26 protein-coding genes and 1 other annotated feature are annotated in these 21,808 nt (G+C 46.9%); of the genes, 3 read left to right on the forward strand and 23 right to left on the reverse strand.

Features of this window, described 5'->3' with window-relative positions; translation table 11 throughout:
* Positions 1-64 precede the first annotated feature (64 nt).
* From SY83_RS23370 to SY83_RS18695, 13 genes are all read right to left on the reverse strand, one after another.
* A complete protein-coding gene (locus SY83_RS23370) occupies positions 65-241 on the reverse strand; it encodes a capping complex subunit for YIEGIA (RefSeq protein ID WP_197479890.1) in 177 nt (58 codons plus the stop codon).
* Positions 234-1,154: a YIEGIA family protein gene (locus SY83_RS18645; protein WP_068611197.1), complete on the reverse strand. Its 921-nt coding sequence runs from the start codon at positions 1,152-1,154 to the stop codon at positions 234-236. The genes SY83_RS23370 and SY83_RS18645 overlap by 8 nt, the downstream gene beginning before the upstream one ends.
* Positions 1,151-1,777 (reverse strand): hypothetical protein, encoded by a 627-nt coding sequence (locus SY83_RS18650; RefSeq protein ID WP_068609263.1) that lies wholly within the window; start codon positions 1,775-1,777, stop codon positions 1,151-1,153. Before SY83_RS18650 ends, SY83_RS18645 begins: the two co-directional genes overlap by 4 nt.
* Positions 1,778-1,907: 130 nt before the next feature.
* Positions 1,908-3,209 carry a 30S ribosomal protein S1 gene (rpsA, locus tag SY83_RS18655; protein ID WP_082882613.1) on the reverse strand — a complete coding sequence of 434 codons (1,302 nt, stop codon included), beginning with the start codon at positions 3,207-3,209 and terminating at the stop codon, positions 1,908-1,910.
* A 165-nt stretch (positions 3,210-3,374) separates the two neighbouring features.
* Entirely contained in the window at positions 3,375-3,950 is a 576-nt protein-coding gene (locus SY83_RS18660; RefSeq protein WP_068609265.1) for a lysophospholipid acyltransferase family protein, read from the reverse strand.
* On the reverse strand, positions 3,951-4,631 hold the full coding sequence (cmk, locus tag SY83_RS18665; RefSeq protein WP_068611199.1) for a (d)CMP kinase: 681 nt from the start codon (positions 4,629-4,631) through the stop codon (positions 3,951-3,953).
* A gap of 126 nt (positions 4,632-4,757) precedes the next feature.
* Positions 4,758-4,985 (reverse strand): hypothetical protein, encoded by a 228-nt coding sequence (locus SY83_RS18670; RefSeq protein ID WP_082882614.1) that lies wholly within the window; start codon positions 4,983-4,985, stop codon positions 4,758-4,760.
* A 60-nt stretch (positions 4,986-5,045) separates the two neighbouring features.
* Positions 5,046-5,729: a flagellar brake protein gene (locus tag SY83_RS18675; protein ID WP_231891298.1), complete on the reverse strand. Its 684-nt coding sequence runs from the start codon at positions 5,727-5,729 to the stop codon at positions 5,046-5,048.
* 130 nt (positions 5,730-5,859) lie between these two features.
* Entirely contained in the window at positions 5,860-7,215 is a 1,356-nt protein-coding gene (gene ypeB, locus SY83_RS18680; RefSeq protein WP_068609268.1) for a germination protein YpeB, read from the reverse strand.
* Positions 7,216-7,291: 76 nt separating this feature from the next.
* Complete coding sequence (locus SY83_RS23375) at positions 7,292-7,450, reverse strand: hypothetical protein (RefSeq protein WP_197479891.1); 159 nt, start codon at positions 7,448-7,450, stop codon at positions 7,292-7,294.
* 56 nt (positions 7,451-7,506) lie between these two features.
* Positions 7,507-8,211 carry a glutamic-type intramembrane protease PrsW gene (gene prsW, locus SY83_RS18685; RefSeq protein WP_068609270.1) on the reverse strand — a complete coding sequence of 235 codons (705 nt, stop codon included), beginning with the start codon at positions 8,209-8,211 and terminating at the stop codon, positions 7,507-7,509.
* A 144-nt stretch (positions 8,212-8,355) separates the two neighbouring features.
* A complete protein-coding gene (locus SY83_RS18690) occupies positions 8,356-8,964 on the reverse strand; it encodes a genetic competence negative regulator (protein WP_068609272.1) in 609 nt (202 codons plus the stop codon).
* Between the two features lie 233 nt (positions 8,965-9,197).
* On the reverse strand, positions 9,198-9,509 hold the full coding sequence (locus SY83_RS18695) for a hypothetical protein (protein WP_068609274.1): 312 nt from the start codon (positions 9,507-9,509) through the stop codon (positions 9,198-9,200).
* 178 nt (positions 9,510-9,687) lie between these two features.
* On the opposite strand from SY83_RS18695, the gene SY83_RS18700 reads away from it, so the two are divergent.
* Positions 9,688-10,575: a polysaccharide deacetylase family protein gene (locus SY83_RS18700; RefSeq protein ID WP_082882615.1), complete on the forward strand. Its 888-nt coding sequence runs from the start codon at positions 9,688-9,690 to the stop codon at positions 10,573-10,575.
* A 62-nt stretch (positions 10,576-10,637) separates the two neighbouring features.
* Here SY83_RS18700 and SY83_RS18705 read toward each other — a convergent pair whose 3' ends face one another.
* Together SY83_RS18705 and SY83_RS18710 are read right to left on the reverse strand one after the other, a co-directional pair.
* Complete coding sequence (locus tag SY83_RS18705; protein ID WP_068609276.1) at positions 10,638-10,844, reverse strand: hypothetical protein; 207 nt, start codon at positions 10,842-10,844, stop codon at positions 10,638-10,640.
* On the reverse strand, positions 10,841-11,431 hold the full coding sequence (locus SY83_RS18710) for a CPBP family intramembrane glutamic endopeptidase (protein ID WP_068609278.1): 591 nt from the start codon (positions 11,429-11,431) through the stop codon (positions 10,841-10,843). Before SY83_RS18710 ends, SY83_RS18705 begins: the two co-directional genes overlap by 4 nt.
* A gap of 81 nt (positions 11,432-11,512) precedes the next feature.
* Between SY83_RS18710 and SY83_RS18715 the strand changes: the two genes are divergently transcribed.
* Complete coding sequence (locus SY83_RS18715; protein WP_068609280.1) at positions 11,513-12,424, forward strand: hypothetical protein; 912 nt, start codon at positions 11,513-11,515, stop codon at positions 12,422-12,424.
* An 8-nt stretch (positions 12,425-12,432) separates the two neighbouring features.
* Here the strand turns inward: SY83_RS18715 and SY83_RS18720 are convergent, their stop codons facing one another.
* On the reverse strand, positions 12,433-12,759 hold the full coding sequence (locus SY83_RS18720; RefSeq protein ID WP_068609282.1) for a rhodanese-like domain-containing protein: 327 nt from the start codon (positions 12,757-12,759) through the stop codon (positions 12,433-12,435).
* Between the two features lie 273 nt (positions 12,760-13,032).
* Positions 13,033-13,263: a binding site (T-box leader), on the forward strand.
* 125 nt (positions 13,264-13,388) lie between these two features.
* Here SY83_RS18720 and serA point away from each other — a divergent pair.
* Entirely contained in the window at positions 13,389-14,978 is a 1,590-nt protein-coding gene (gene serA, locus SY83_RS18725) for a phosphoglycerate dehydrogenase (protein WP_068609284.1), read from the forward strand.
* An 88-nt stretch (positions 14,979-15,066) separates the two neighbouring features.
* Here the strand turns inward: serA and SY83_RS18730 are convergent, their stop codons facing one another.
* The 7 genes from SY83_RS18730 to SY83_RS18760 all read right to left on the reverse strand — a co-directional run bounded on the left by SY83_RS18730 (position 15,067) and on the right by SY83_RS18760 (position 21,801).
* A complete protein-coding gene (locus tag SY83_RS18730) occupies positions 15,067-16,413 on the reverse strand; it encodes an ABC transporter permease (RefSeq protein ID WP_068609286.1) in 1,347 nt (448 codons plus the stop codon).
* A gap of 19 nt (positions 16,414-16,432) precedes the next feature.
* Positions 16,433-17,107, reverse strand: coding sequence for an ABC transporter ATP-binding protein (locus tag SY83_RS18735; protein ID WP_068611202.1), 675 nt, complete (start codon positions 17,105-17,107; stop codon positions 16,433-16,435).
* 39 nt (positions 17,108-17,146) lie between these two features.
* Positions 17,147-18,154 carry a hypothetical protein gene (locus SY83_RS18740; RefSeq protein WP_068609288.1) on the reverse strand — a complete coding sequence of 336 codons (1,008 nt, stop codon included), beginning with the start codon at positions 18,152-18,154 and terminating at the stop codon, positions 17,147-17,149.
* The gene (locus SY83_RS18745) at positions 18,144-19,031 is read right to left on the reverse strand and encodes an ABC transporter ATP-binding protein (protein ID WP_068609291.1); all 888 of its coding nucleotides are present in this window, start codon (positions 19,029-19,031) and stop codon (positions 18,144-18,146) included. Before SY83_RS18745 ends, SY83_RS18740 begins: the two co-directional genes overlap by 11 nt.
* Positions 19,024-19,413, reverse strand: coding sequence for a GntR family transcriptional regulator (locus tag SY83_RS18750; RefSeq protein ID WP_068609293.1), 390 nt, complete (start codon positions 19,411-19,413; stop codon positions 19,024-19,026). The genes SY83_RS18745 and SY83_RS18750 overlap by 8 nt, the downstream gene beginning before the upstream one ends.
* A 206-nt stretch (positions 19,414-19,619) precedes the next feature.
* On the reverse strand, positions 19,620-21,080 hold the full coding sequence (locus SY83_RS18755) for an ATP-binding protein (protein ID WP_068609295.1): 1,461 nt from the start codon (positions 21,078-21,080) through the stop codon (positions 19,620-19,622).
* A 1-nt stretch (position 21,081) separates the two neighbouring features.
* Positions 21,082-21,801, reverse strand: a complete 720-nt coding sequence (locus tag SY83_RS18760; protein ID WP_068609297.1) for a response regulator transcription factor — start codon at positions 21,799-21,801, stop codon at positions 21,082-21,084.
* Positions 21,802-21,808: the final 7 nt, after the last annotated feature.

Consider the following 21,808-nt stretch of genomic DNA (forward strand, 5'->3'; position numbering starts at 1 on the left):
CACTCCTCTTCTTGGTTCACGTTTACCATCATAGCAAAAATCAGCGTCCTTGGCTAATTGTTTGTTACCGTTGCACCAGAATCATCGTGCCGTTTTTTAGATCATGCGCCATCGCATCCAATATTTTCTCTAACAAATGACTGGTTTGTTGAAATTCCTCTTCATCCCGGGCATAGAATATCGGAACGCCGCCGCCTGCCTTCTTTTCTTCCTTCGTGACAATGGCCAAAATCTCACTCATTTGCATCCCTCCGCATTTTTTGTTTGGCTTTCGACGGTAACCGTACCGCGCTCTCAAGCATCGGGACCTTCTTCGCGACTTCCAGAACCGTGTCGGGATCGTTATCCAGCGGAAGAATTAACACCCCTAAACGGCCATCCTTCTTATCTAACTTAATCATAGGAATAAGTGAAGGCTCGCCGGAGTCCCGAAATACGCCAAGCATGGTCGACAAATCATGCAGAATGGCTTGTCTTTGCCCAAGATGAGCAAGAGTCACTCTGGCGTTTCTGGTCTTCGGCCGGATGATGATTCCGAGACCATGTTCTCTGAACATACGCTGACTTTCGGCCAAGCCTACATTCATAATATAAATATCATCCACATAGAGATCCGGCCCATCCACAGTAACTGTTGAGATTGAAATGTCCGAAATATCGTTGATGGATTTTCCTGATTTATAATATTCAACAACAAACCAAGTCAGCATTCCTGCGGCTATACCAAAATACCACTGTGCAAGAATGGTGGTTAACGTCGTGATAAAGGCACAAAAAATAACCAGATAGTTTCGACCCTCAAATACCATCGCAATGCCTTCGATGTATGAATCCCCTCGTTTAACGAGTTCACTGCTATCCACTTTGGATAAAGTTTGACGTTCCATATTCCGAACATCCCGAAATTGCTGGGCGGCAAGAGTTAGAAAAGTAACCGCCGTGTAATCCTTGTTTAAAAAAGACGGTACCGCTACAGCACCCAAGCTTGCGGCAATCAAACCCAGAGAGAGATGAATAATACGCCCGTGGGGATAGGTCGGATACTGCCGATAATCCGTGCGCATCATCATCATCCTTGAAGCGAAGCCAAACAGAATTCCTATCGTTATCCCCATCGTGTATCTTGTTTCATAGAAATAATCCAGATGTATCATTTCTTCCAACCTTTCCACCGGCCAGGCAGAGCGGGCAAGCGTTTAAACCATTTCTCCACACCCTCGGTAGTTACTGACAACACTCGTGCGCTCACGATCAACACCCACCATGCGTCATAAAATTCAGGCTTACCCATATATATGGTTTCATTACCGGGCAGCCCCCAACCGTGCGCGGAAGCGGCAAAAAGGAGGGCGAACGTAATAACAGTTACCTGCTCCCCGGGCTTGCGCACCGTGATGCCTACAATGCTCCCAAGGATCAAAATTTGTTCCCAACGCGGCATGTAAATCGTCAGCACAGGACTTACATCATCCAGCCGATTCATAAATAAATAGATCGACCCTACCAATAAAGCGACCGAGAGACATTGAAGCACAAGAAGTTTGTCTTTCTGTCTGTACATAGGTCTGATCGATGCCAACAATAGAACAAGTGCGCCCCCGTTCAACTTCACACCCGGAGTAAGGGGGATCCAAAACCATGTGGCTGTAAACACAGCAATAAAAAAAAGAAGCACCGCCCTGTGGGATATTCCCGGGAGCAGCACCTCCTTCCATCCGCTTGCCAAAAGGATCAACGCGCTGCTGCTTAACAATAATGACAAGTAACCGGCATTCATTAGATCACCTCGTTACTTCATATTATTGCTAATGAATGCAGGAATTAACCAAATGAACGGGACAGACTCGTCGACCGAAAAATAAAAAGAACGGCAGTCCAGATGGACTGCCGTTCTTTAAAAAGTGCTATTATTTCTTGAATTTATCCAACTTGTCCCCGAAACGCTCTGCAAGGGTAAAGCTTAGTCCTTCGTTGCTTAGAGAAACGTTAGGGTTATCAATCTTGTCGACTTTAGGACCTCTGTCGAACTTATCTCTGGATCTAGCCGGTCTAGGCGCTTTATCTTCAGAAGCCGATTGTGCCGGAGCTTCTTCCGTCTCCTTGATGCTTAAAGAAATGCGCTTCTCGTCCAAGTTCTTGTCCAGAATCTTCACCTGAACTTCTTGACCTTCTTTAAGCACTTCTTGCGGTGTGCCGATATGCTTGTGGGAAATCTGTGAAATATGCACAAGACCTTCTACGCCAGGAGCTACTTCAACGAATGCTCCGAATCCTGCAAGACGCTTCACAGTACCTGTAACGATATCGCCAATGTTGAAATCGTTCGCGGACGTTTCCCATGGTCCCGGCTGGGCAGCCTTGATGCTTAGGGAAATTTTGCCTGCGGAAGGATCAACTTTAAGTACTTTCACGTTGACTTTGTCGCCTTCTTTAACCACGTCGGAAGCCTTCTCCACATGGGTCCAGGAAAGCTCGGAAATATGAACAAGACCGTCTACGCCGCCGATATCAACGAAAGCGCCGAATTGCGTCAGGCGTTGAATTGTACCTTCCAGCACTTGACCCACTTGAAGGTTCTCCATTGCTTGTTTCTTGTTCGTTTCGAATTCGCGATCCAGTACATCTTTCTGGGAAAGAATAACCTTCTTATTCTCGCGATCCAGCTCTTTCACAACGACACGCAATGTGCGTCCCTTGTAATCGCTGAAATCTTCGACGAAACGACGTTCAACCATGGAAGCCGGTACGAATGCACGTGTACCCAAGTCCACAACCAATCCGCCCTTAACAACGTCAGCTACAGTGACTTCAAGAACCTCTTGAGAATCGAGCTTCGCTTGCAAGTCTTCCCATGCGTTCTCGCTGTCTACAGCGCGCTTGGAAAGTATCAATTGTTCTTTGTTGTCGTTGATGCTGACAACTCTGCACTCTACTTCCTGACCGATTTCCACGTGGTCAGCAGCGTTATCGCCACCAAGGGAAGTCAGTTCTTTCACAGGGATAACACCGTCGTATTTGTAGCTTATATCAACATACGCCTGATTATCCTCGATTTTAACGATCGTCCCTTTAACGGTGTCACCCTTCTTCAGGGAAACCATATCCGTCATTTGTTGCTCTGTCATTTCCGTAGCTTCCTCGGTTGTGTTTTCAACCGCTTGAGTTTCGGTTTCTGCCCCGGTTTCTGGCACTTTTGTTTCTTCTGTCATTTGTAAATTACCTCCTTCAATTCGCTACCCATAACATATATAAGGGCTTCATGTGTTTAACTATAATGTATTTAACCCGCGCCTACAAGGACGCAGAGGGTAAATCAGATCTAAAAGTAGTATCTTTCCAAGAATTGTTTTCCATACATCTGCATGCCAAAAGCTTTATTGGTGTTCCTTCACCATCTCACGAATACGATTCATGATGGCGTCCGTTGCCTCTTCCAGCACCTCGGAGCCTCCGGACTTAAAGCTGGAGAGATCCATAGGTTCGCCATAGACGATCTTCATCTTCTCGAAAAGTTTGTATCGACCTACGATTGCAACCGGTACAACTGCCGCTTCTGTTCGCAATGCGAACATTGCCGCACCCTTCTTCGCCGCCGAGCTGTCGGAATTGCGGGTCCCTTCAGGAAAGATCCCCATGACTTTGCCGTCCTTGAACAATTGAAACCCTGCGCGAATCGCATCTTTACTTACGCCGCCCCGTTTTACGGGAATAGCGCCGAGCTTGGGTATAGCCCAGCCGATTACGGGTTTGTTGAACAATTCCTCTTTGGCAAGATAATGAACCTTGCGCCGAAGCGCTGTGCCGACAAGAGGCGGATCCATGTTACTGATATGATTGGCGCACAGAATGACAGGTCCTTCCGCAGGCACATGGTGCTTACCTACGACTTCCAAACGGTAGAATAGTTTAAAAAGAAAGTAAAATATGTTCTTCAACACCGTATATAACATCTATACAATCTCCTTACCGAATCGCGCTTGGCACAAGTCAATAATATACTCCACAACCTGGGGGATCGTCAAAGATGTACTGTCAATCAGCGTAGCGTCAACTGCTTGTTTCAACGGTGAAATTTCACGTTCCGCATCCATTCGGTCTCTGCGTTCGATATCTGCTTCCAGCTCATCCAATGTCATGGAATCCTCGTCCATCTCATTAAACCTGCGCTCCGCGCGTTTGCGAGCGCTGGCGGTGAGAAACACCTTGACCTCGGCCTCAGGCAAGACGTGAGTTCCGATATCCCGTCCGTCCATCACCACGCCCTTGGCGGAAGCCAGCTGTTGTTGCTTCAGAACCAACAATGAGCGAACCTCTTCAATCCGAGCAACCATCGAGACATGACGGTTTACTTCCAAGGTCCTGATATATTCCGTTACATCTTCACCGTTCACGGAAATTCTCTGGCCTTCCGGAGACAACTTGAGTTGCAATGAAAGTTTGTGTGCCAATGCGGCAATCGACGCCGGATTGTTCCCGTCGGTTAAGCCGGCTTCAATGACTTTCAGCGTAACAGCTCGGTACATGGCGCCTGTATCTACATAAATATATCCCATCTTCTCGGCGACCAGTCGAGCAACGGTGCTCTTACCCGCTCCTGCCGGTCCATCAATGGCGATGTTAATTTTGGGAATTCCTTGTTGCGTTTCCAAGCCTTCGTTTCCTCCCAATACTCACTTATGAATGAAGTAATCATGAAAAAAGCAGGCGCCGCCTGCAAGCGAAGAAAATTATACCACACCTGCGACCTGTTGCATAGTTTACGGCAACCGGATTTGTTCCGCAGTCCCAGGCAGGTACGGCTCTCCTTCCAATTGTTCCACTTCGGATAGCAACTTGCGAATGGATGGAACCTGCAATAATCCTTGAGACAGAATTAACAGCGTCAGAAAGAGGAAAAGCACTCGTTTAAGCCACTTCTCCACTTGAACTGAAAACTCAACAAACACGTGTTCATATGTACTTAATTGTTGCTTTCGGTGACCCAAGAATATCCCTCCTGCCAATGATTGTCAGGTAGTATTCCCAGCTTCCGGATGTTCATTCATTTATTTTTTGCGAAAATCAATCTGCCTTTCGAAGCAATAACGGATAATTCGCTGTCTGTCCATTTCAGCAATCTCTATAAACTTCAACATCACCAGTTGACGTCCTGTTTCAAGGGTCTTAATCCGGACCACTTCAGATATAAAATTAGCGTGTTCCGCCGTGTTGCTCTTATATGGCACAAGAAGCCAGCATTGAAGCCGATCTCCGAACTTAAGGGGCCATTGGGGATCACATATAAATGAAATGCCTCCGCCTCCCACATCATCCGTTAGTGCAACAAAACGAACCTGCTCGGATAAGCGCACCGCTATTTCAAGCTGAGCTGTAATTCGCAGGAATGTCCTGCGTTGAATTTGGGTAATAGATTCCAATTCAGGCTTCTTAATGATGACCTGACGTATCGTATCTTCACGGAAACCCAGCACATAAGAATTAAAGTAATGCTTGATTCCGCCGTCAGTAATAAATACGATCGACAATTCATCCCCGACATAAAGCTTCTTCAACCGGCCTGTGCCCTCGTGGATCGGGACTTCAATGGAAATATGATGTTCTTGCAAATCTGAAACCCGAGTTTTATATTCCTGCCTGGCCTCGTCTTCATCCACAGAAGCGACCTGAATATGCAGAATTTGATTAATTTTGGGCAACACCCGATTCACCGCCTGGTTCTTAAGTCTCATTAGCATGGAAAGCACATTTTTGATTATACCATGGACACCTGATTTCGTAAGCAAAATATTCCTGCGGAACTACATCATTCAACGCAAAAAACAGGCACGAATAATAACTCGTACCTGCTTTAACCATAAACTATTCGGTTACATCGATATCCTTATCCGAAATTAAATCAACCTTCTCTTCGTTCCCGCTGTCGGCATTAATATAAATCCGATAAGTGTGTCCGTTAATCCGACCGGTAAATTCGTAAGTCAACACTTCCTGATCCAGTTCATTTTCAATTAAGGCCAGATCCGTGTTACTTACTTTAAAGTCACGGTTTAAAGCTTTACGGGCTTCACTTTCTGAAATGTTGGCTTTAGGGAGCTTCCGTTCCTTATGATTGTAAATGTAATCTGTTGCTTGCAATCCCATAATTTCACCATTATCCATAGCTGTCATAACAGACAGTTTCTCGGGGAAAAGGAGTACTTTTCCTTGCTTACCGACAAACGTGAAATGGGCTACATTATCGTAAATATCGTAGGATACGGGCACCATTTCCTTATATTCGTGCTTCTTCAGAAAGGCTGCGGAAGCATCCACGGCTTGATCCATTGTCAGGTTCTTCTTATTAACTTCACGGGTGTTCATGAAATATACAAGATGTCCGCCTTTCTTGGTAAAATCCGCCTGAAGTCGATGGCCGCCTTGCGGATTCGTGGCTGAGACGCTGTAAGAGCTGTATTCCGTACCGTTACCGTTCTCCACAACCTTGAGTTCCGCATTGTTCGTTAACCCGAAGTATTTGCGTGCCTTGGCTTTAACCGCATCACCGCTGATCTGTTTACCGCCTAAAGCGCTTAAAGTGCGTTTATTATCAATTCCGGCAGCCGTAGGTCCCCAATTGATTTCATCATATTCGCTGACTTTCTTATCTACCGTTTTGAAGCCGTCGATAATCGTATTGTCATATGTAGTATCCTCTGTAGCCAGCGCAAGCTCGACGTCCATCCACCTTAAATTATCCTGTATGGTCTTCGTCTGTACCGTGCGCAGTTCCTTGGAAATATCCTCAGACCTTGCGTATAAGGTCTTCAGGGTTTTGTATTCACCCTCGGATAGCGGTTCTTTGGTAAGGTCCCTGACAGCCGTACGATATGAGAAATTAGCAATGTTCGCTAAAAACTCCTCTGTTTTATTAAAAGGTAATAAGCTTAGCGGCAATTGATTAATTTCACTTTGGGCTTGAGAGGTAATTCTCCAGGCATTGACTAAGCCCTTGCGCTGAAACCCCTGAGAACTTGGATTGACGGCAAGCGTATTGCCAAGCTCGGTGTGGAGCTTATCTACATGGTAGGATAGATCGTGGAAGGCTCTCTGATACTGATTCTCGGCCTTAATTAAAATGGAGTTCTTCTCTTGATTTTCATTATAGCCCCATAGGACTGCCCCGATCAACAGAACGGCTAATACAGGAAACATAACAGCGCTCAATCTCTTATACATAACGTGCTCCCTTCTGAAACAAACTTAGGCGTAGTTTGCTTAGCAGAAAGGAGAATTATGCACATGACCCTTGAATTCAGAACAATTCTTCCTCAATATCAAAGTCTCTGGCGTTGTTACACAAGCATTGCTTGAACCCCGTGTCAATCCGGCCTTTATCCCGTCGTCCGCGCAGCGTAAATTTCTCGCCGCATTGCTTACAACGAATCGTTACCTTCACTCGCTCATTTAACATGGAAACCTCCGCCGGGCCGGATGGTATCTGATGTGCTCCTGCCCTCTATAGCCATATTATGAACGGATTTCTTCCAATTTAATCTCTTCTTCCCGCTTCAGCCAGCGAAACGGGGAGCGCGCGTTGGCCGTATTCACATTGCGCATACTTCGAATCCATAGGATCAACATGAACGGAAAGATGAACCAAGCCCAATATTGCTCAGAGGAAAGGAGGATATAATCGAATAAACCGTGCCATATCACTGGCAATAGCAAAGAATAAGCTATAAATTTGTTGCGCTGTCCCGTAAATTTGGCTTTACCCAAGTAGTAGCCCATGACCACACCAAAGAGGGCATGGCCGGATACAGGCAGGAACGCACGATACAATAAGGCCGAAAATGAATTAGGTGAAAACCACGCGTACATAATATTCTCAACAGTCGCGAATCCCAGAGAAACCGCAACCGCATAAACAATGCCGTCATAAGGTTCATCAAACACTTTATGGTTAAAGATGACCAGCATTAGGACCAGCCACTTCAATGATTCTTCCAAGCCTGCCGTTACCACGAAGGAATAAATAAACGGATGTCCGCCCGCGAGTGGTTCTATGCCATGTTGCAGTATAATTGCAGGAATCACGGTAAACACGCCTAACATGAACATAAGGACCACTTTAGGAAAGGGTTCCGCGTCATACCGGTCTTTCAAATAGAAATAGGCTAACAACGTTAATCCAGGTGCAATGGCAGCGCTCAGCAATGAAATTACGGCCACTCGGCTCCCCCCTTTCCAAGTAAGTATAGCACAAATCTCATCAGCCGAACACGATAAATGAGGCCTCCGGTGCAGTGGAGAACACAACAAAAAAAGCATTCAACAAAAACTTACGTTCTTGAGATGCTTTCTTCAATAAATCCATTATGAGAAATGAGAGCTGAGTACCTGAACAGCGTCCTCCTTGATGATGACTTTGCCGTATTCCTCAAGCACGGCGGCCGTAACTGAGGTCGCATCGCCAAATTCGGAAAGAACGGCAATGAGCGAGTTGTAAGCCTTATCTTCCATTTCGGAATTTTCGATATGAAGAATCCACTTTCCTTTGTAGGAAAACAGCGTTCCTTCGTTAACCCCTTGGGCATGTACCAGTTTAATGACTCTTACGAGATGTTCGAAATCGTGAAACGCATAGGAAATCAAATCGCTTTGTTCCAATGTTACTTCCATTTCGTACATATCTTCGTCTTCATCTTCTTCATCTATTAAACTTCCATGTTTAGCGGAATCGACTTTGCCACGGGTAACGATAACGACCATCCCTTGGGCGGGCATGGAGAATACTTCAACAGCAAGAGGTCCGGTAGCGTCAAAACCGAGTTCGGAATACGCCTGATCCATCATCTCGCTAAACAGCTCATGAACCTTCGGAATCTCTCTCCACATGTCTTCTTTCTGTATGCCTCGCTCTATAAGATCGTCGAATGTCAGGAAAATCCTTATCTTGTCTTGGCTTAAGCGTTCTATCTTCATGAAAGGATCCTCCTTTGCAACATCTGTTATAACAGAGTATGAATAAAACCCTGATGTGTGATCATAAAACGGGTATTAATATCATGTTATCACTAAATTCAAGCGAATGCACTACTAAATAATAGTTATAAACCATCTAATCTTCTAGTTGAATCACCTATTTTATCCAACTCGATAAACGCAAAAAAGAGAGCCCGGAGGCTCTCCTTTTCAAAAGCGGCAGATGAGGTTAATTATGCTTGGTAACGGTCTTCTTCCATGATTTCGTCTACTTCTTTTTGCAGGTGCGGTTCATTGTTGACGATGGCTTCCACTCGATCCAATCCGCCCGCATGGTTGTGCGAATTGTTTCCCGCACCCATACCCATGCCGAACTGTGAACTCATTGCCGCATCCATGACTTTATCCTTGGCATCATGCATTACATTGCCTACGGAGTGGCCGAAAGAGTTGGCAGAAGAGTACACCACTTGTTTATTGTTCAGAAAGTATACGGTTGCCGCTGCGCCCACTGCTGCACCAATTAAAAATCCGCCTGATTTCATCGCTGACCTACCTCCATTCGCTTTTGAAATTGGTGTTACCGTAATGTATGTTTCTCTAAAGTGGCCTTTTACATTCTAAATAAATTCAGGAAATTGCCGCCGTGCACCGTGTTTCCACATATGGTACAATGTATGCCGTATCATTATACATAAATACGAACAACAGGAGAACAATATAATGACAATGACAATATACCGCTGGACCGGCCTGGCAGCCGCAGCTTTGCTGACAATTACCGTAGGGTGTTCTTCAAACGCAAACATTCAGGCCGTTAAAACTGAAGAAACGCCTCAACAAACGGCGAAGCCGCCCACGACAACCAAACCGGCTCCCGTAACAACCGTTAACCCGACACCGCAGCCAAAACCCGACACAAAGCCTTCTAAACCCGTTCCAGAGCCTGTGCAGGAGCCGAAACAACCTGTTATGAAACAATATTATATGAACAAGAACTACTTTTTTAAACCTATATCCCCTGATATTAACAAGAAAGCCGTTCTGCTCACATTCGACGACGGACCCAAAGATAAAGCCATTATTGAGAGCATGCTGAATACACTTGATAAGCATAAAGCTAAAGCGATCTTTTTCGTTAACGGCTACCGCGTCAAACAACATCCTGAATTACTGAAATTGATTGCGGACCGTAAACAAACCATAGGTAACCATTCCTGGGATCATATCGACTTGAAAAAACAAAGCGCGGCCGAGGTCAGTAAACAGCTCGGAGATGTCCAGGCGATTGTTAAGAAAATTACCGGAATATCACCTAAGTATTTCAGGCCTCCATTCGGCTCAGGCGGGGATGCCGTGAAGAAAGAAGCTTTACGTCAAGGCATGCTCTTTATGACATGGTCGAACGGTTCGGAGGATTGGCTCGGCAAAAACAAGAATAAGCCGGATCAAGTCATCAATAATGTGATGAAGCAATTGGCACCCGGAAGCAATATTCTGATGCATGAGTTGCCTTGGACCGCTGAAGCGCTGGATATTTTGCTAACAAAGATGACTAGTCAAGGGTACGTATTTATAAATCCCGACACCATCGACATAACTAAAAAATAAAAAACACCCCTTAACCCAAGATGCAGAAATGAAATGCATCTGGGTAATAAGGGGTGTTTCTATTATCGGCTATATTCCCAAAAAATCAGACCGCCGGTCAAAATAATGAACAATACGATAAGCGTATTATAGTATAGATTAGCCATCCTGACCTTGTTCGACGGATGTTTCTTGTGCCGGGGCTCAATGCTGTGTTCGTCTTGATCCCGCTTCCGTTCCGTTTCGGAACGATTCTGACTGTGTTTGATGCTGCGAGGTTCAAAGCTCATGATTCCCTCCGATAACGTATAATTAAACCCATCACCAAATCGATTATAAAATGAGCAATAATAGGTGTCCATAGGGACCCGGTCTGAATATATACCCACCCCATCGCATAACTGATGCTGAAAACCAATCCAGTCGGGATCCAGTGCTTCAGGTACCTCACGTGAATCGCCGCAAACAGAATACTCGTCCAATAAGGACCAAATGCATGTTGAATCGCGCCTCTGAACAGAATCTCTTCGCAAACGGCCACGACAAATGAAATGACAACAATGTGCCACACGGGCCGGTTTTTGAAAATGCGCTCATTAATGCCTCCGTCATCCGATGCCTCTTCGGGAATCCAGCGTGAAATCAACACATCAACGCCAATGACCGCCGCCGCAAGACCTAAGCCCCAAAGTACCGCTGTATACTCTTTTGGGAAAAATAATAACGAAATAGGACTTTGGTTCTGAAAAAACAGGATGACCAAACCGATAATAAGAGAAAGGGCCTGTGTCAGATATAAATTAGCCAGTAACATCTTATCGTTCAGGTCATGTACGGATACTTTGCGGAATTTAAGTTTGAACTTGAAATTTTTCATGAGTTACCTGCCTGTCTACGTTGTTGTTCCCGCTTGTAATGATAAGCGCTTTTCATTCTATGATAACAAGGAGTTTTCGTTATGAACAAAAGATTAACCCGTTCCGAGTACATATTTTCTCTATTCTTCATCTTCATGCTGATTTGCGCGCTGGCCGCATTCTTCTACGGCGTACAGATCGGCACGCAGAGAGCGGAAGCAAAGCACGCTTTATCGGTGAAGAAGCCGGACCAGACGAAAGTGACCGCTTATAATCAACAGTACCTGGTTTCATTCTATCATACCATTTTCTCGCCTTATCGTGAGTTCCAAAATACCTGGTTCGAGCAGATTGAAGCTATTGAAAACCGGCATCACTCCGCGGCCCCAGCCTCCCAGTTGGAAGAATTAGAGATTATGGCCAAAGAACAATACTCCAAAATCAGCCGAACCGGTATGCCTGCCGCTTCGCCTCTGTTACAGGATGCACAAACGAATTACTTGAAGAGTTTAAAATTATTCACATCGGCTGCCGCCCGGCTAAAGAACAGCAGGGATCACGTAGTGGGAGAGGCATTGGCTGAGCGTATATACGCAGATCCCTATGTTCAGGAAGCTGTCAATTTCGCGTTGCAGGCCCAATCTCAATTCTACGACTCTATCGTGAAATGGAATGTGACTGTGGATCCCGCATTCAAGCCGCTCAAGCATTCATCCGGTGGATTGAAGCTCGCTGAATGGAACAAGCTGAATTTAAATCAGAAAAATGCTTATATTGCAGCCATGCTAAGTAAGGAGGGCCGCTTTGAAGCCTTTGCTCCCCAAGATTTGACCTTACGGATTGATCAAATGCAAAGCTCAGGCAACCTCAAGAGACTTAAACTTGCGAATATCGGACAAGCGGCTTCCGTCTTAATCGACACCGGCGCTGTGCGTCCAGGTGACTATATGAAGAACAAGAACAGATTCTACAAGAACGAACGGTTACCGCTTATTCCTTTGCTAACCAGTTGACGCATGCGTTAATCGTATTGAAACCCTTTAAGTTCCGCTACAGCAGCCATCCCGCCGTCGACATTAACAAGACGGTTAAAACCTGCTCGGCTTAAATACTGACATACATGTCTGGAACGGACGCCGTGCGCGCAGATGACGTACAGCGTCTTTTCTTTGGGCAGATTCTCCAGATTCTCGGGTATGGTATTCATAGGCAGTAACTCCGATCGCTCCAAATGATAATAATCCCATTCCGCCGGTTCCCGCACATCAATAACTAATTCTGTTTCCGTGGCGCCTTTCTCGTAAATCTTCAAAAAATCGGCAGGTTGTATGGAATTATATATATCCATTGAAATCATCTCCATTAACGTTTATGTATTGCATGATAACCATTTTTTTAAGCTCGTTCAACCCGAAGCCATTGCCAATCAATGCGTTTATCCTTTAAAATGATAAAGTATAGCAAGTTTTATTCTATACGATTCCGTTGAATGAAAAGTTACAATATCGTGCTGGATGAGCACCCTATGTGAAATATGTAAGTTTGGTGAACGTTCGTAAATAGTCGCCTGCCATATTGACACCTCTTCCACCTCATGTTACATTATGAAAAAAACAGAACGTTAAACACAATGAAGGAAAGAAACATACGGATGTCCTCAGAGAGTCGGTGGGTGGTGCGAACCGATGGTCTAAACTGTGTTTCAGCATTCCTGAGTCATTGCATTGAAGCGCAAGCCGTAGGTGCAATCGGTGGAAACCGTTATTTTTCCGGTCTGCAGACCAATGAGGCTGTCCGTGCGAGCGGGCGGTGAATTAGGGTGGTACCACGAAGCTAAACTCTCGTCCCTTATATACGCTAGTCGTATGTATGTATGGATTCGAAGAGTTTTTTTTGTATCGTTTTATGATGTGAGTTTGCTTAGCAAATTTGCAATAATTCCATAAATGATTCACCACATTCACGGGAGGTATGATGATGTACAAAGTATTAGTTTCCGATCCAATCAGCGATATGGGTATCCAGCTTCTATATGATGCCGAGGACGTTCTTGTAGACAAGAAGCCGGGCCTTACCGAAGATGAGTTAGTGGCCATCATCGGCGACTACGACGCCCTGCTTGTTCGCAGCCAGACACGGGTGACCGACCGTGTGATGGAAGCGGGCAAGAAACTTAAAGTTGTCGGACGCGCCGGTGTCGGCGTCGACAATATTGATTTGCCCTCGGCCACGAAACGCGGCATCATCGTCATCAACGCGCCGGATGGCAACACCATCACCACTTGCGAACATACGTTTGCCATGATGATGGCGTTGGCCCGCCATATTCCGCAAGCTTACATGAAGACGGTCGGCGGCGAATGGGACCGTAAATCGTTCCTTGGCGTTGAACTCCGGAACAAAGTGCTCGGCGTGCTCGGCATGGGTCGCATCGGCAGCGAAGTGGCGGCGCGCGCGAAAGCGTTCGGCATGAAAATTCATGCCTACGACCCGTTCCTCACGGAAGAGCGCGCGGAGAAGCTTGGCGTACAGCTGGGCACCGTGAATGAAATCGTCGCGAATGCGGATTTCATTACAGTGCACACCCCGCTGACGCCGGAAACCCGCCACATGATCTCGAGCCACCAGTTCGAGATCATGAAGAAAGGCATGCGCATCGTCAACTGTGCGCGCGGCGGTATTATCGATGAGATGGCGCTCATCGAGGCTATTGACTCGGACATCGTCGCCGGCGCCGCCTTCGACGTGTTCGAAGAGGAGCCGCCTCGCGCCGATCACCCGTTCCTGAAGCACCCGAAAGTTATCGTCACCCCTCACTTGGGCGCATCCACCGTGGAAGCGCAAGAGAACGTGGCGATTGACGTATCGGAGCAGGTGCTTCTCATCCTGCGCGGCGAGGCGTTCAAGAACGCGGTCAACATGCCGCCGGTTCCGGCAGACGTGTTGAACAAGCTGGCGCCGTACTTCACGCTCGGCGAGAAGCTCGGCAACTTCCTGGCGCAGCTGACCATCGGCGCTGTGCGGGAAATCCACGTGAACTATTCGGGCGATTTATCCGAAGTGGACACGACGCCTTTGACGCGCTACATCGTGCGCGGCGTGCTTTCTCACCACCTAGGCACCGAAGTGGTTAATGTGGTGAACTCCATGCATCTCGCCAAGGAGCGCGATGTGCAGGTTGTGATCCAGAAGACCGCTTCGACGAAGGGATTCACGAATCTCATCACCGTTACGCTGAAATCCGACAAGGTGGACCGCAGTATTGCCGGTACTTTACTTACGGGTTATGGTCCGCGGTTCGTGCAGATCGACAAGTTCCCTGTTGATGTGGCGCCTGAAGGCAACCTGCTGATCATCTCGCATAACGACAAACCCGGTATCATCGGACGTGTCGGCACATTGCTCGGCGTGAACGACGTAAACATCGCTACGATGCAAGTGGGTCGGGATAATGTCGGCGGAGCGGCGATCATGGTCCTCACGGTCGATAAACCGATTCCGAAAGAAGTATTGGAACAGCTAGGGGAACTGCCTGAAATTATTAAGCTTAAGGCAATTGTTCTATAAAATAGGTTTTAACCCGTTCAGAAAGTTAAAGCCCTGTGAGCATCTATCCTGCTCACAGGGCTTTATTTGATACCTGTACATGTATTCTTTAAATATCACGACGCAATGCTTTAAGCACATCCACTTGAGTTGCCCGTCGAGCCGGGCGCGCTCCAGAAAGAATGGCCACACCGATGGAGAGGCCAATACAAACGAGGGCCAACCAGGCAGGGATATAGGAGAACTGTATTCCGGGGGGAGCTTCTTCGTTGAATACACCCGACAGGATTACAGGCAACGCCAAGTTTACAACGATACTAATGGCGTATGCCACTGCCGTACCGATCAAAGCTCCAAGAAGTCCGATATAAGAGCTCTCTATTCGGAATATGGATCGAATTGTAGACGGATGCGCTCCAATTGCCTTCATGATCCCAATATCCTGCGCGCGCTCGGTTACGGCCATCGTCATGGTGTTATAGATTCCGATGGAAGCAATCAACAGCGCGATCGTCCCAATAAACATCAAACCGATTTTCATCACGGCGAACAAGACATTGACTTGCTTCAATTCATCTGCGATGGAATGGGTTACATACCCTTTCACCTTCAGAGAGTCGGAAATCTCTTTCACCTGCGAAGCGTCTGCTGCAAATACGGATACGGAATCCAGTTCACGGGTTCCGCTAGCCTCGACAGGCGTTTCCTTCGTGATATTTCCCTTACCTCCAGCGGGCGAATCCCCAATCTCACCGTTAGGCGATCCAGTGTAGGCCTCAACTTTGGCTAAAGTTCCCAAGTCAATATAGATGTCCGTTTCCCTCATGAGTTCTCGCGTAGGCTGCTTTCGTATACCCACCACTTTAACAGGGAAGGTTTCACTTTCTTTCTCGGTCCCTTTCCATCGACTGACTTGGAATTGAATCGTCTGGCCAAGCAATTGATTATTCCATGTCTTAAATGATTCCGGCGTGGCTTTCTCACCCTCCATAAGCATAGAAGCCAAATGATAACCAACCACGACCTCACCTGTCGTCACCGGCATAGTCCCGCTTTCCAATTCAAGTCCCGCTTTCACTTCTTCTTCCATGTCAACCGCAATGGTCGTAAGGTCCAGTGATTTGTCCTTCCATGTGATCGGTGTCATTTGTCTGAGGTATTGCTTAAATGTGACGGCTTTCACATGATTCATCTTACGGATGAGTTCTATATCACTAATTGCAGGGGGCTTGTGTCCCTCATCGTTATCAACTTTCTTCGCTTGCAACGTTATTTCGGTCATCAATCGACCTTCCGTTATTTCTTTCACTACGGAACGCTGCAAGCCGAACCCTACGGAAGCCAGCACAATCAGGAAGGCGCAACCCATGGCTGTCGCCAAAACGGTCATAAACACGCGGGATTTGTTCTTCTTCATATTTGACCGGACAAACCGGAATCTGTCTTTCCACTTCATATCTTTCCATGCTCCTCTTTCAGGCAATGACGCCATCTTTTAATGTGATCGTATGGTCGGCTATGGAGGCTACTCTGTCGTCATGAGTGATGATCAAGAAGGTAATCCCGGATTCCCGGTTCAATTCCTTAATAAAGGTTAACAGAGATTCCTCATTTTCACTGTCCAAGCTTCCTGTAGGCTCATCCGCAAGAATGATCGGAGGATTGACAACCAGCGCGCGCGCAATACTTACCCGCTGCTGTTGCCCGCCTGACAACTCGCTGGGATAATGTCCCGCGTATTCTTCCAGTCCTACTTTCTTCAAGATCGATAGCGTCTGAACTCTGCGTTCCACTTCCCCCATGCCCTTTAGAATAAGCGGTAACTCCACGTTAGCATAGGCGGTCATGCTGGGAATGAGCTGGAAGCTTTGAAATATAAAACCGAAGTTTCCGAGTCTGAAATCAGCCCATTCCCCTTCTGTCAACCGGCTTACTTTGCGACCGGAAACGGTAATTTCCCCTTCCGTTGGGCGAATATATCCGCTAATCAGATTAAGGAGTGTCGATTTACCCGAGCCGCTCCGGCCCACAATCGCTACGATGTCGCCGCGTCGTACGTTCAGATTTACATTGTGAAGTACCGGCACGATGCGTTCCTTACCTTTTTGGCCTATACGAAAGGAATGGTTAATTGCCTCTAATTGAATGATTGTTGCTCTCTTCTCCATTACATTTACTCCCTTTATTCTTTATTTCCGTTCCCTGAAACGTCTACGCATAAGAAATCGCAGAACCAGATAAGATATGACCCCGCCGGACACAAATCCAATATAATATAACGTCAGATTAAGATCTCCTTCACCTGCAGCATCCATTAACAAACCGCCGAACAACGCGAAGCAGAACACCACACCCGCTTGAAAAATCCATGCCGTCCGGGGAAAAATCAGGAGTTTACCATTGTTTTCAACTTTGTTGGTAATGTACAGACTGGTCCCCAATGGAAGGAATATAATCGTGTACAGGATCACAGGCCATATGCTCAGATTAACTAATTGAAATCCAAACACTTGCATGGCTAAGCTTAAACTGGAGAACAAATCCAACATCCCTTCCCCGGAACCGAAACCGGGAACGTCCGGTGAATGAACAGCTACACCGTATAAGAAAAGGAAATAAAAACCGATTGGAAACAAACTGAAAATGACTGTTAAAATAAATTGTGTAATTGCGCCGCCGGTTAGGGTGCCGATAAACAACGCGAATGTATATACGGCCAACATGACTAGAGCTATTGTAACTGTTTCACCCCTGTAGTAACTCCAATCCAGATATTCGGCAAAAGGAGAGGATGCAATCACAGCAATTTCGAGTAATGTATTAACTACAAGTCCTCCAAGGAGGAAAGATGCTCCGATTAGCCATTTCGTAACATAAATTTGCTTTCTGGAAAATGGCAAGGAGAATGTGAAATCATTCAACGTATTCTTGCGTTCGACCCCAATCAGAACGACCGCCGCTATGATGACACTGAGCGCTAAGGAAAACCGTAAAAATAAAGGATTGGAGACATATTCATGTAACGTAAAGCTACCTTCTCTAAATTGATTCATCCTATGCGACAAAGTCAGCTTATCCAGCAAGTGGGTTTTACTAAAGGCCTGCAGACCCATGAAGACGAAGGTAATGAGCGGTATTAACCACAGAATAAACTTGGCTTGCTTATAATCTTTCATCCATAACGCTTTACTCCACATGACTGTGCTCGCCCCCCAGCTTGAACATGAACAAATCTTCCAACCGGACCGGTAAACGATCCAATACCAGAGGCTTCAATTGCTCTAGTTGTAACACTGTCTCCTCGGTCTCATCCTCAATGAGAAGCGTATAAACTCGGCCTACCCGGGATAAAACATGTACTGTCGGCAAGCTTAGCAAACCTTCCGCATCATCGTCCTTAAATACAACTTGCATCTTGTGATAGCGATTGTCCTCGCCGTCATGACCGGGCATCGCCTCCACACGGGCTTCCTTGAACATCAGAATCGTATCCGCTACCCGTTCAAGTTCCTCCAGATGGTGCGTGGAAATGATGACAGACACGCCCGATTCCGCGACTTCCTCCACCAAATAAGAAAGAACTTGCTTCTTGATTACGGCGTCGATTCCGTTTGTGGGTTCGTCCAGAAGAATGCAGGAAGCCTTAGTTGAGAACGCCATAATGATAATCACCAAAGCCTTCATCCCTTTGGAAAAATGTCTGATTTTCTTTCGTAGAGGGAGTTGAAAACGGTCCATCAATTCCAAAAAATGCATACGGTCGAACTTCTTATAAATACTTTGGAACAGATCCGCCAGTTCCATCGGCGTGAAGCCGTTGAAAGCCTCGGTGGAATCCGGAACATAGATCATGTCCTGTTTCAATTCAGGGTGATGATGAACGGACTTTCCGTCCCACTCCACAACGCCGCTGTCCGGATCGAGGATTCCGATTAATGTCCGGAGCAACGTAGTCTTGCCGGCACCATTACGCCCAACTAAACCGGTAATGGATCCCGGGTTCATATAGAAGGAGACATCCTCAAGTACGGAGCGTCCGTCGATTACTTTACTGATGTGCTTCACGTTAAGCATTTGTTCCACTCCTTAATTCCTTTAAATACGAATCAATCCATTGTTTCAATTGCTCAGCCGAAACGCCCGCATAAGAGGCATCCAGAACAACTTGCTTCAGGGAGGATTTGAGCCTGTGCAGAGTTTCATCCGACAGGACCGGGGCGCCTCCTGTGCATACGAATGTCCCTTTCCCCCGCAATGTTTCAATAACACCTTGTCTCTCAAGCTCCTGATAAGCCTTCGAGACGGTATTGGGATTCACAAGGAGGGTAGATGACATCTCGCGCACGGAAGGAAGTTTCTCCCCATTCTGCAGTACACCCTTCAATACAAGTTCTTTCATCCCTTGGATGATCTGCTCATAGATCGGCGAACTGCTTCTTTCATTAATGTTGATCATAGGGTCAACTCCAGCTATTCATTTCGTGATTATAACCACGTGTACTATATCACGTAATACACTTAATACAGTACAGTCTCCTTTAAATCTTGTCAAGCCTAAATCCCGTTTATATTACATATGTTTCACGAACAACAAGATTTTCTTCTTTTTTTCAACAAAAAAGACACTTTTCAAGGGGTGACCCCTGAAAAGCGTCCTAGGTATTAATATCCATTTCGGCAAGGTAATGTGATGGAGAATGTTGTTCCTTGACCAAACACACTATGAACCTTCACGGTACCTCGATGGGCATCGATGATGTTCTTTACAATGGAAAGTCCGAGTCCCGTACCCCCGCTGTTACCGCGAGTACGCGCTTTATCGGCTTTATAGAACCGTTCAAACACGTAAGGCAAGTCCTCGGCCGGAATGCCGCGACCCTCGTCTTCGATTTCCAACAACAAGCGCGGTTCCCCGCTCGTGCTGCTTGTCGTATACCGGGCGCGTATATGAATACTTGCCCCCTCGTTCGTGTGGCGAAGTCCGTTATCCAGCAGGTTCGTCAGCACCTGCTCCAAACGGTCTTCATCCGCTGCGTCCACGAAAAGTTCTTCCCGCGCAAGATCCAGCTGCAGACCGATTCCACGATCCTTCGCAACACCCTGAAACTTGCGGTGCACCCGACGGGCGAGCTCCGCGATGTTCACCCGGCTCCACTGCATTTCCATGTGGCCGGCTTCCATCCTCGCCAAGTCCAACAGGTCCTTGACCAGCCTGCCCATCCGGAGCGACTCGTCATGGATAACTTGCACAAGTTCCCTTCGCTCTTCCGGCGTGGCTGCGATTTCATCCAGCAAGGCTTCGCTGTAACCCTGAAGCATCGAGATCGGGGTTCGCAATTCATGGGACACATTCGCCACAAAGTCCTTGCGCAGTTTATCGGAGCGATATTCCTCCGTCACGTCCCGCAGCACGGCTACCGCCCCGCGAATGGCACCTTCGGTGTATAGCGGTGCCAGAACTACGGACCACACCTCCTGCTGTACATGCAGCTTGGTGGTCACTTCGTTCTGCATCTCAACCACACTGCTGAAGAGCTTGCGCAACGGGTCTGGTAAAGAACCGTCAAGCAATGAAGGCGCTTGCGCCTCCTGGGCAGGGAGGTCTGAACCGTTCTCCTCCCACGCAATCTGATTCCAATCTTGCAGAATCAATTCACCTTGAGGATTGGCCAATATGACTTTACCTTCGGCATCAAAGGTAATTACCGCATCGCCCATGCTTCGGAGTATGCTGGATAGCTGTTCTTTCTCATGATTCAGGTCACGGATCGTGTCTTCCAGCTCGATAGCCATGTAATTGAAGGCATTGGCTAATTGTCCGATTTCATCCGAGGAGCGCACGGACACACGCGTTTTGTAATCCCCTCGCGTAATCTGAACCGCCGCGTTCTTCAGTTGAACGAGCGGTTGTGTTATTTTTGTCGAGAGAAAGAAGGCAAAGATGGTTGTCAATGAGAATCCGATGATACATGTATACACAAACAGATGCTTGACGGCGGAGGAGTTGGCGAAATTCTGATCGATATAATCCAGCAGGAACAATCCCAGCATACCCAGTACGAAGAGAACCAGTATGATGATCGTGCCCCAAAGTTTACCGACAATGCTCTTCCACAGCCACATGTTACTTCGGAACCTCTAACTTATAGCCGACGCCCCACACGGTCGTAATCATGGATGCTGCCTCAGGAGAGACTTTATTCAGCTTCTCTCGCAGACGCTTCACATGAGTATCCACCGTCCGAAGATCACCGAAGAATTCATAATTCCACACATCCTTCAACAGATCTTCACGCGAGAACACTTTATCCGGCGACGTTGCCAGATAGTGAAGCAATTCGTATTCTTTGGGAGTCAGGCTGACTTCCTGCCCGCCAGCGGTTACCCGATGCGCATCATGTTCGATAATCAAGTGCGGAAATACAATATTGTTGCTCGTGTTGGCTTCCTTCGTTAAATAAGCCGTAGCCGAGGAACGGCGAAGAATCGCCTTTACCCGATATATGACTTCACGCGGAGAGAAAGGTTTAACAACGTAATCATCCGCACCCACTTCAAACCCTTGAACCCGATTGACTTCTTCCCCTTTGGCCGTAAGCATAATAACCGGTGTGGACTTCACTTGACGCAAACGGCTGCACACTTCCACACCGTCGATTCCAGGCAGCATGACATCCAGCAGAATGAGATCGTAATCCTTCTCTGTTGCTTTCTGCAATGCCGATTCGCCGTCCTCAGCCTCGTCGATCGTATAGCCTTCTTTCTCCAGATACATACGCAACAATCTGCGAATGCGCTCTTCATCATCCACAACCAGAATTTCGTTAAACTCAAGTTCGTTCAAGGACCGC

It is taken from the genome of Paenibacillus swuensis (genome assembly GCF_001644605.1).
Lineage (GTDB): Bacteria > Bacillota > Bacilli > Paenibacillales > DY6 > Paenibacillus_N > Paenibacillus_N swuensis.

Bases quoted from the DNA above. Each gene is read 5' to 3' on its own strand.
- SY83_RS18700 (WP_082882615.1), top strand. From the start codon at position 9,688: ATGACAATGACAATATACCGCTGGACCGGCCTGGCAGCCGCAGCTTTG.
- SY83_RS18710 (WP_068609278.1), bottom strand. From the start codon at position 11,431: ATGAAAAATTTCAAGTTCAAACTTAAATTCCGCAAAGTATCCGTACAT.
- ypeB (WP_068609268.1), bottom strand. From the start codon at position 7,215: ATGTATAAGAGATTGAGCGCTGTTATGTTTCCTGTATTAGCCGTTCTG.
- SY83_RS18690 (WP_068609272.1), bottom strand. From the start codon at position 8,964: ATGAAGATAGAACGCTTAAGCCAAGACAAGATAAGGATTTTCCTGACA.
- SY83_RS18750 (WP_068609293.1), bottom strand. From the start codon at position 19,413: ATGATCAACATTAATGAAAGAAGCAGTTCGCCGATCTATGAGCAGATC.
- SY83_RS23370 (WP_197479890.1), bottom strand. From the start codon at position 241: ATGAGTGAGATTTTGGCCATTGTCACGAAGGAAGAAAAGAAGGCAGGC.
- SY83_RS18745 (WP_068609291.1), bottom strand. From the start codon at position 19,031: ATGCTTAACGTGAAGCACATCAGTAAAGTAATCGACGGACGCTCCGTA.
- SY83_RS18675 (WP_231891298.1), bottom strand. From the start codon at position 5,729: ATGAGACTTAAGAACCAGGCGGTGAATCGGGTGTTGCCCAAAATTAAT.
- SY83_RS18715 (WP_068609280.1), top strand. From the start codon at position 11,513: ATGAACAAAAGATTAACCCGTTCCGAGTACATATTTTCTCTATTCTTC.
- SY83_RS23375 (WP_197479891.1), bottom strand. From the start codon at position 7,450: ATGTTAAATGAGCGAGTGAAGGTAACGATTCGTTGTAAGCAATGCGGC.
- rpsA (WP_082882613.1), bottom strand. From the start codon at position 3,209: ATGACAGAAGAAACAAAAGTGCCAGAAACCGGGGCAGAAACCGAAACT.
- SY83_RS18695 (WP_068609274.1), bottom strand. From the start codon at position 9,509: ATGAAATCAGGCGGATTTTTAATTGGTGCAGCAGTGGGCGCAGCGGCA.
- SY83_RS18755 (WP_068609295.1), bottom strand. From the start codon at position 21,080: ATGTGGCTGTGGAAGAGCATTGTCGGTAAACTTTGGGGCACGATCATC.
- SY83_RS18730 (WP_068609286.1), bottom strand. From the start codon at position 16,413: ATGAAGTGGAAAGACAGATTCCGGTTTGTCCGGTCAAATATGAAGAAG.
- SY83_RS18740 (WP_068609288.1), bottom strand. From the start codon at position 18,154: ATGTGGAGTAAAGCGTTATGGATGAAAGATTATAAGCAAGCCAAGTTT.
- SY83_RS18720 (WP_068609282.1), bottom strand. From the start codon at position 12,759: ATGGATATATATAATTCCATACAACCTGCCGATTTTTTGAAGATTTAC.
- SY83_RS18660 (WP_068609265.1), bottom strand. From the start codon at position 3,950: ATGTTATATACGGTGTTGAAGAACATATTTTACTTTCTTTTTAAACTA.
- SY83_RS18705 (WP_068609276.1), bottom strand. From the start codon at position 10,844: ATGAGCTTTGAACCTCGCAGCATCAAACACAGTCAGAATCGTTCCGAA.
- serA (WP_068609284.1), top strand. From the start codon at position 13,389: ATGTACAAAGTATTAGTTTCCGATCCAATCAGCGATATGGGTATCCAG.
- SY83_RS18650 (WP_068609263.1), bottom strand. From the start codon at position 1,777: ATGAATGCCGGTTACTTGTCATTATTGTTAAGCAGCAGCGCGTTGATC.
- SY83_RS18645 (WP_068611197.1), bottom strand. From the start codon at position 1,154: ATGATACATCTGGATTATTTCTATGAAACAAGATACACGATGGGGATA.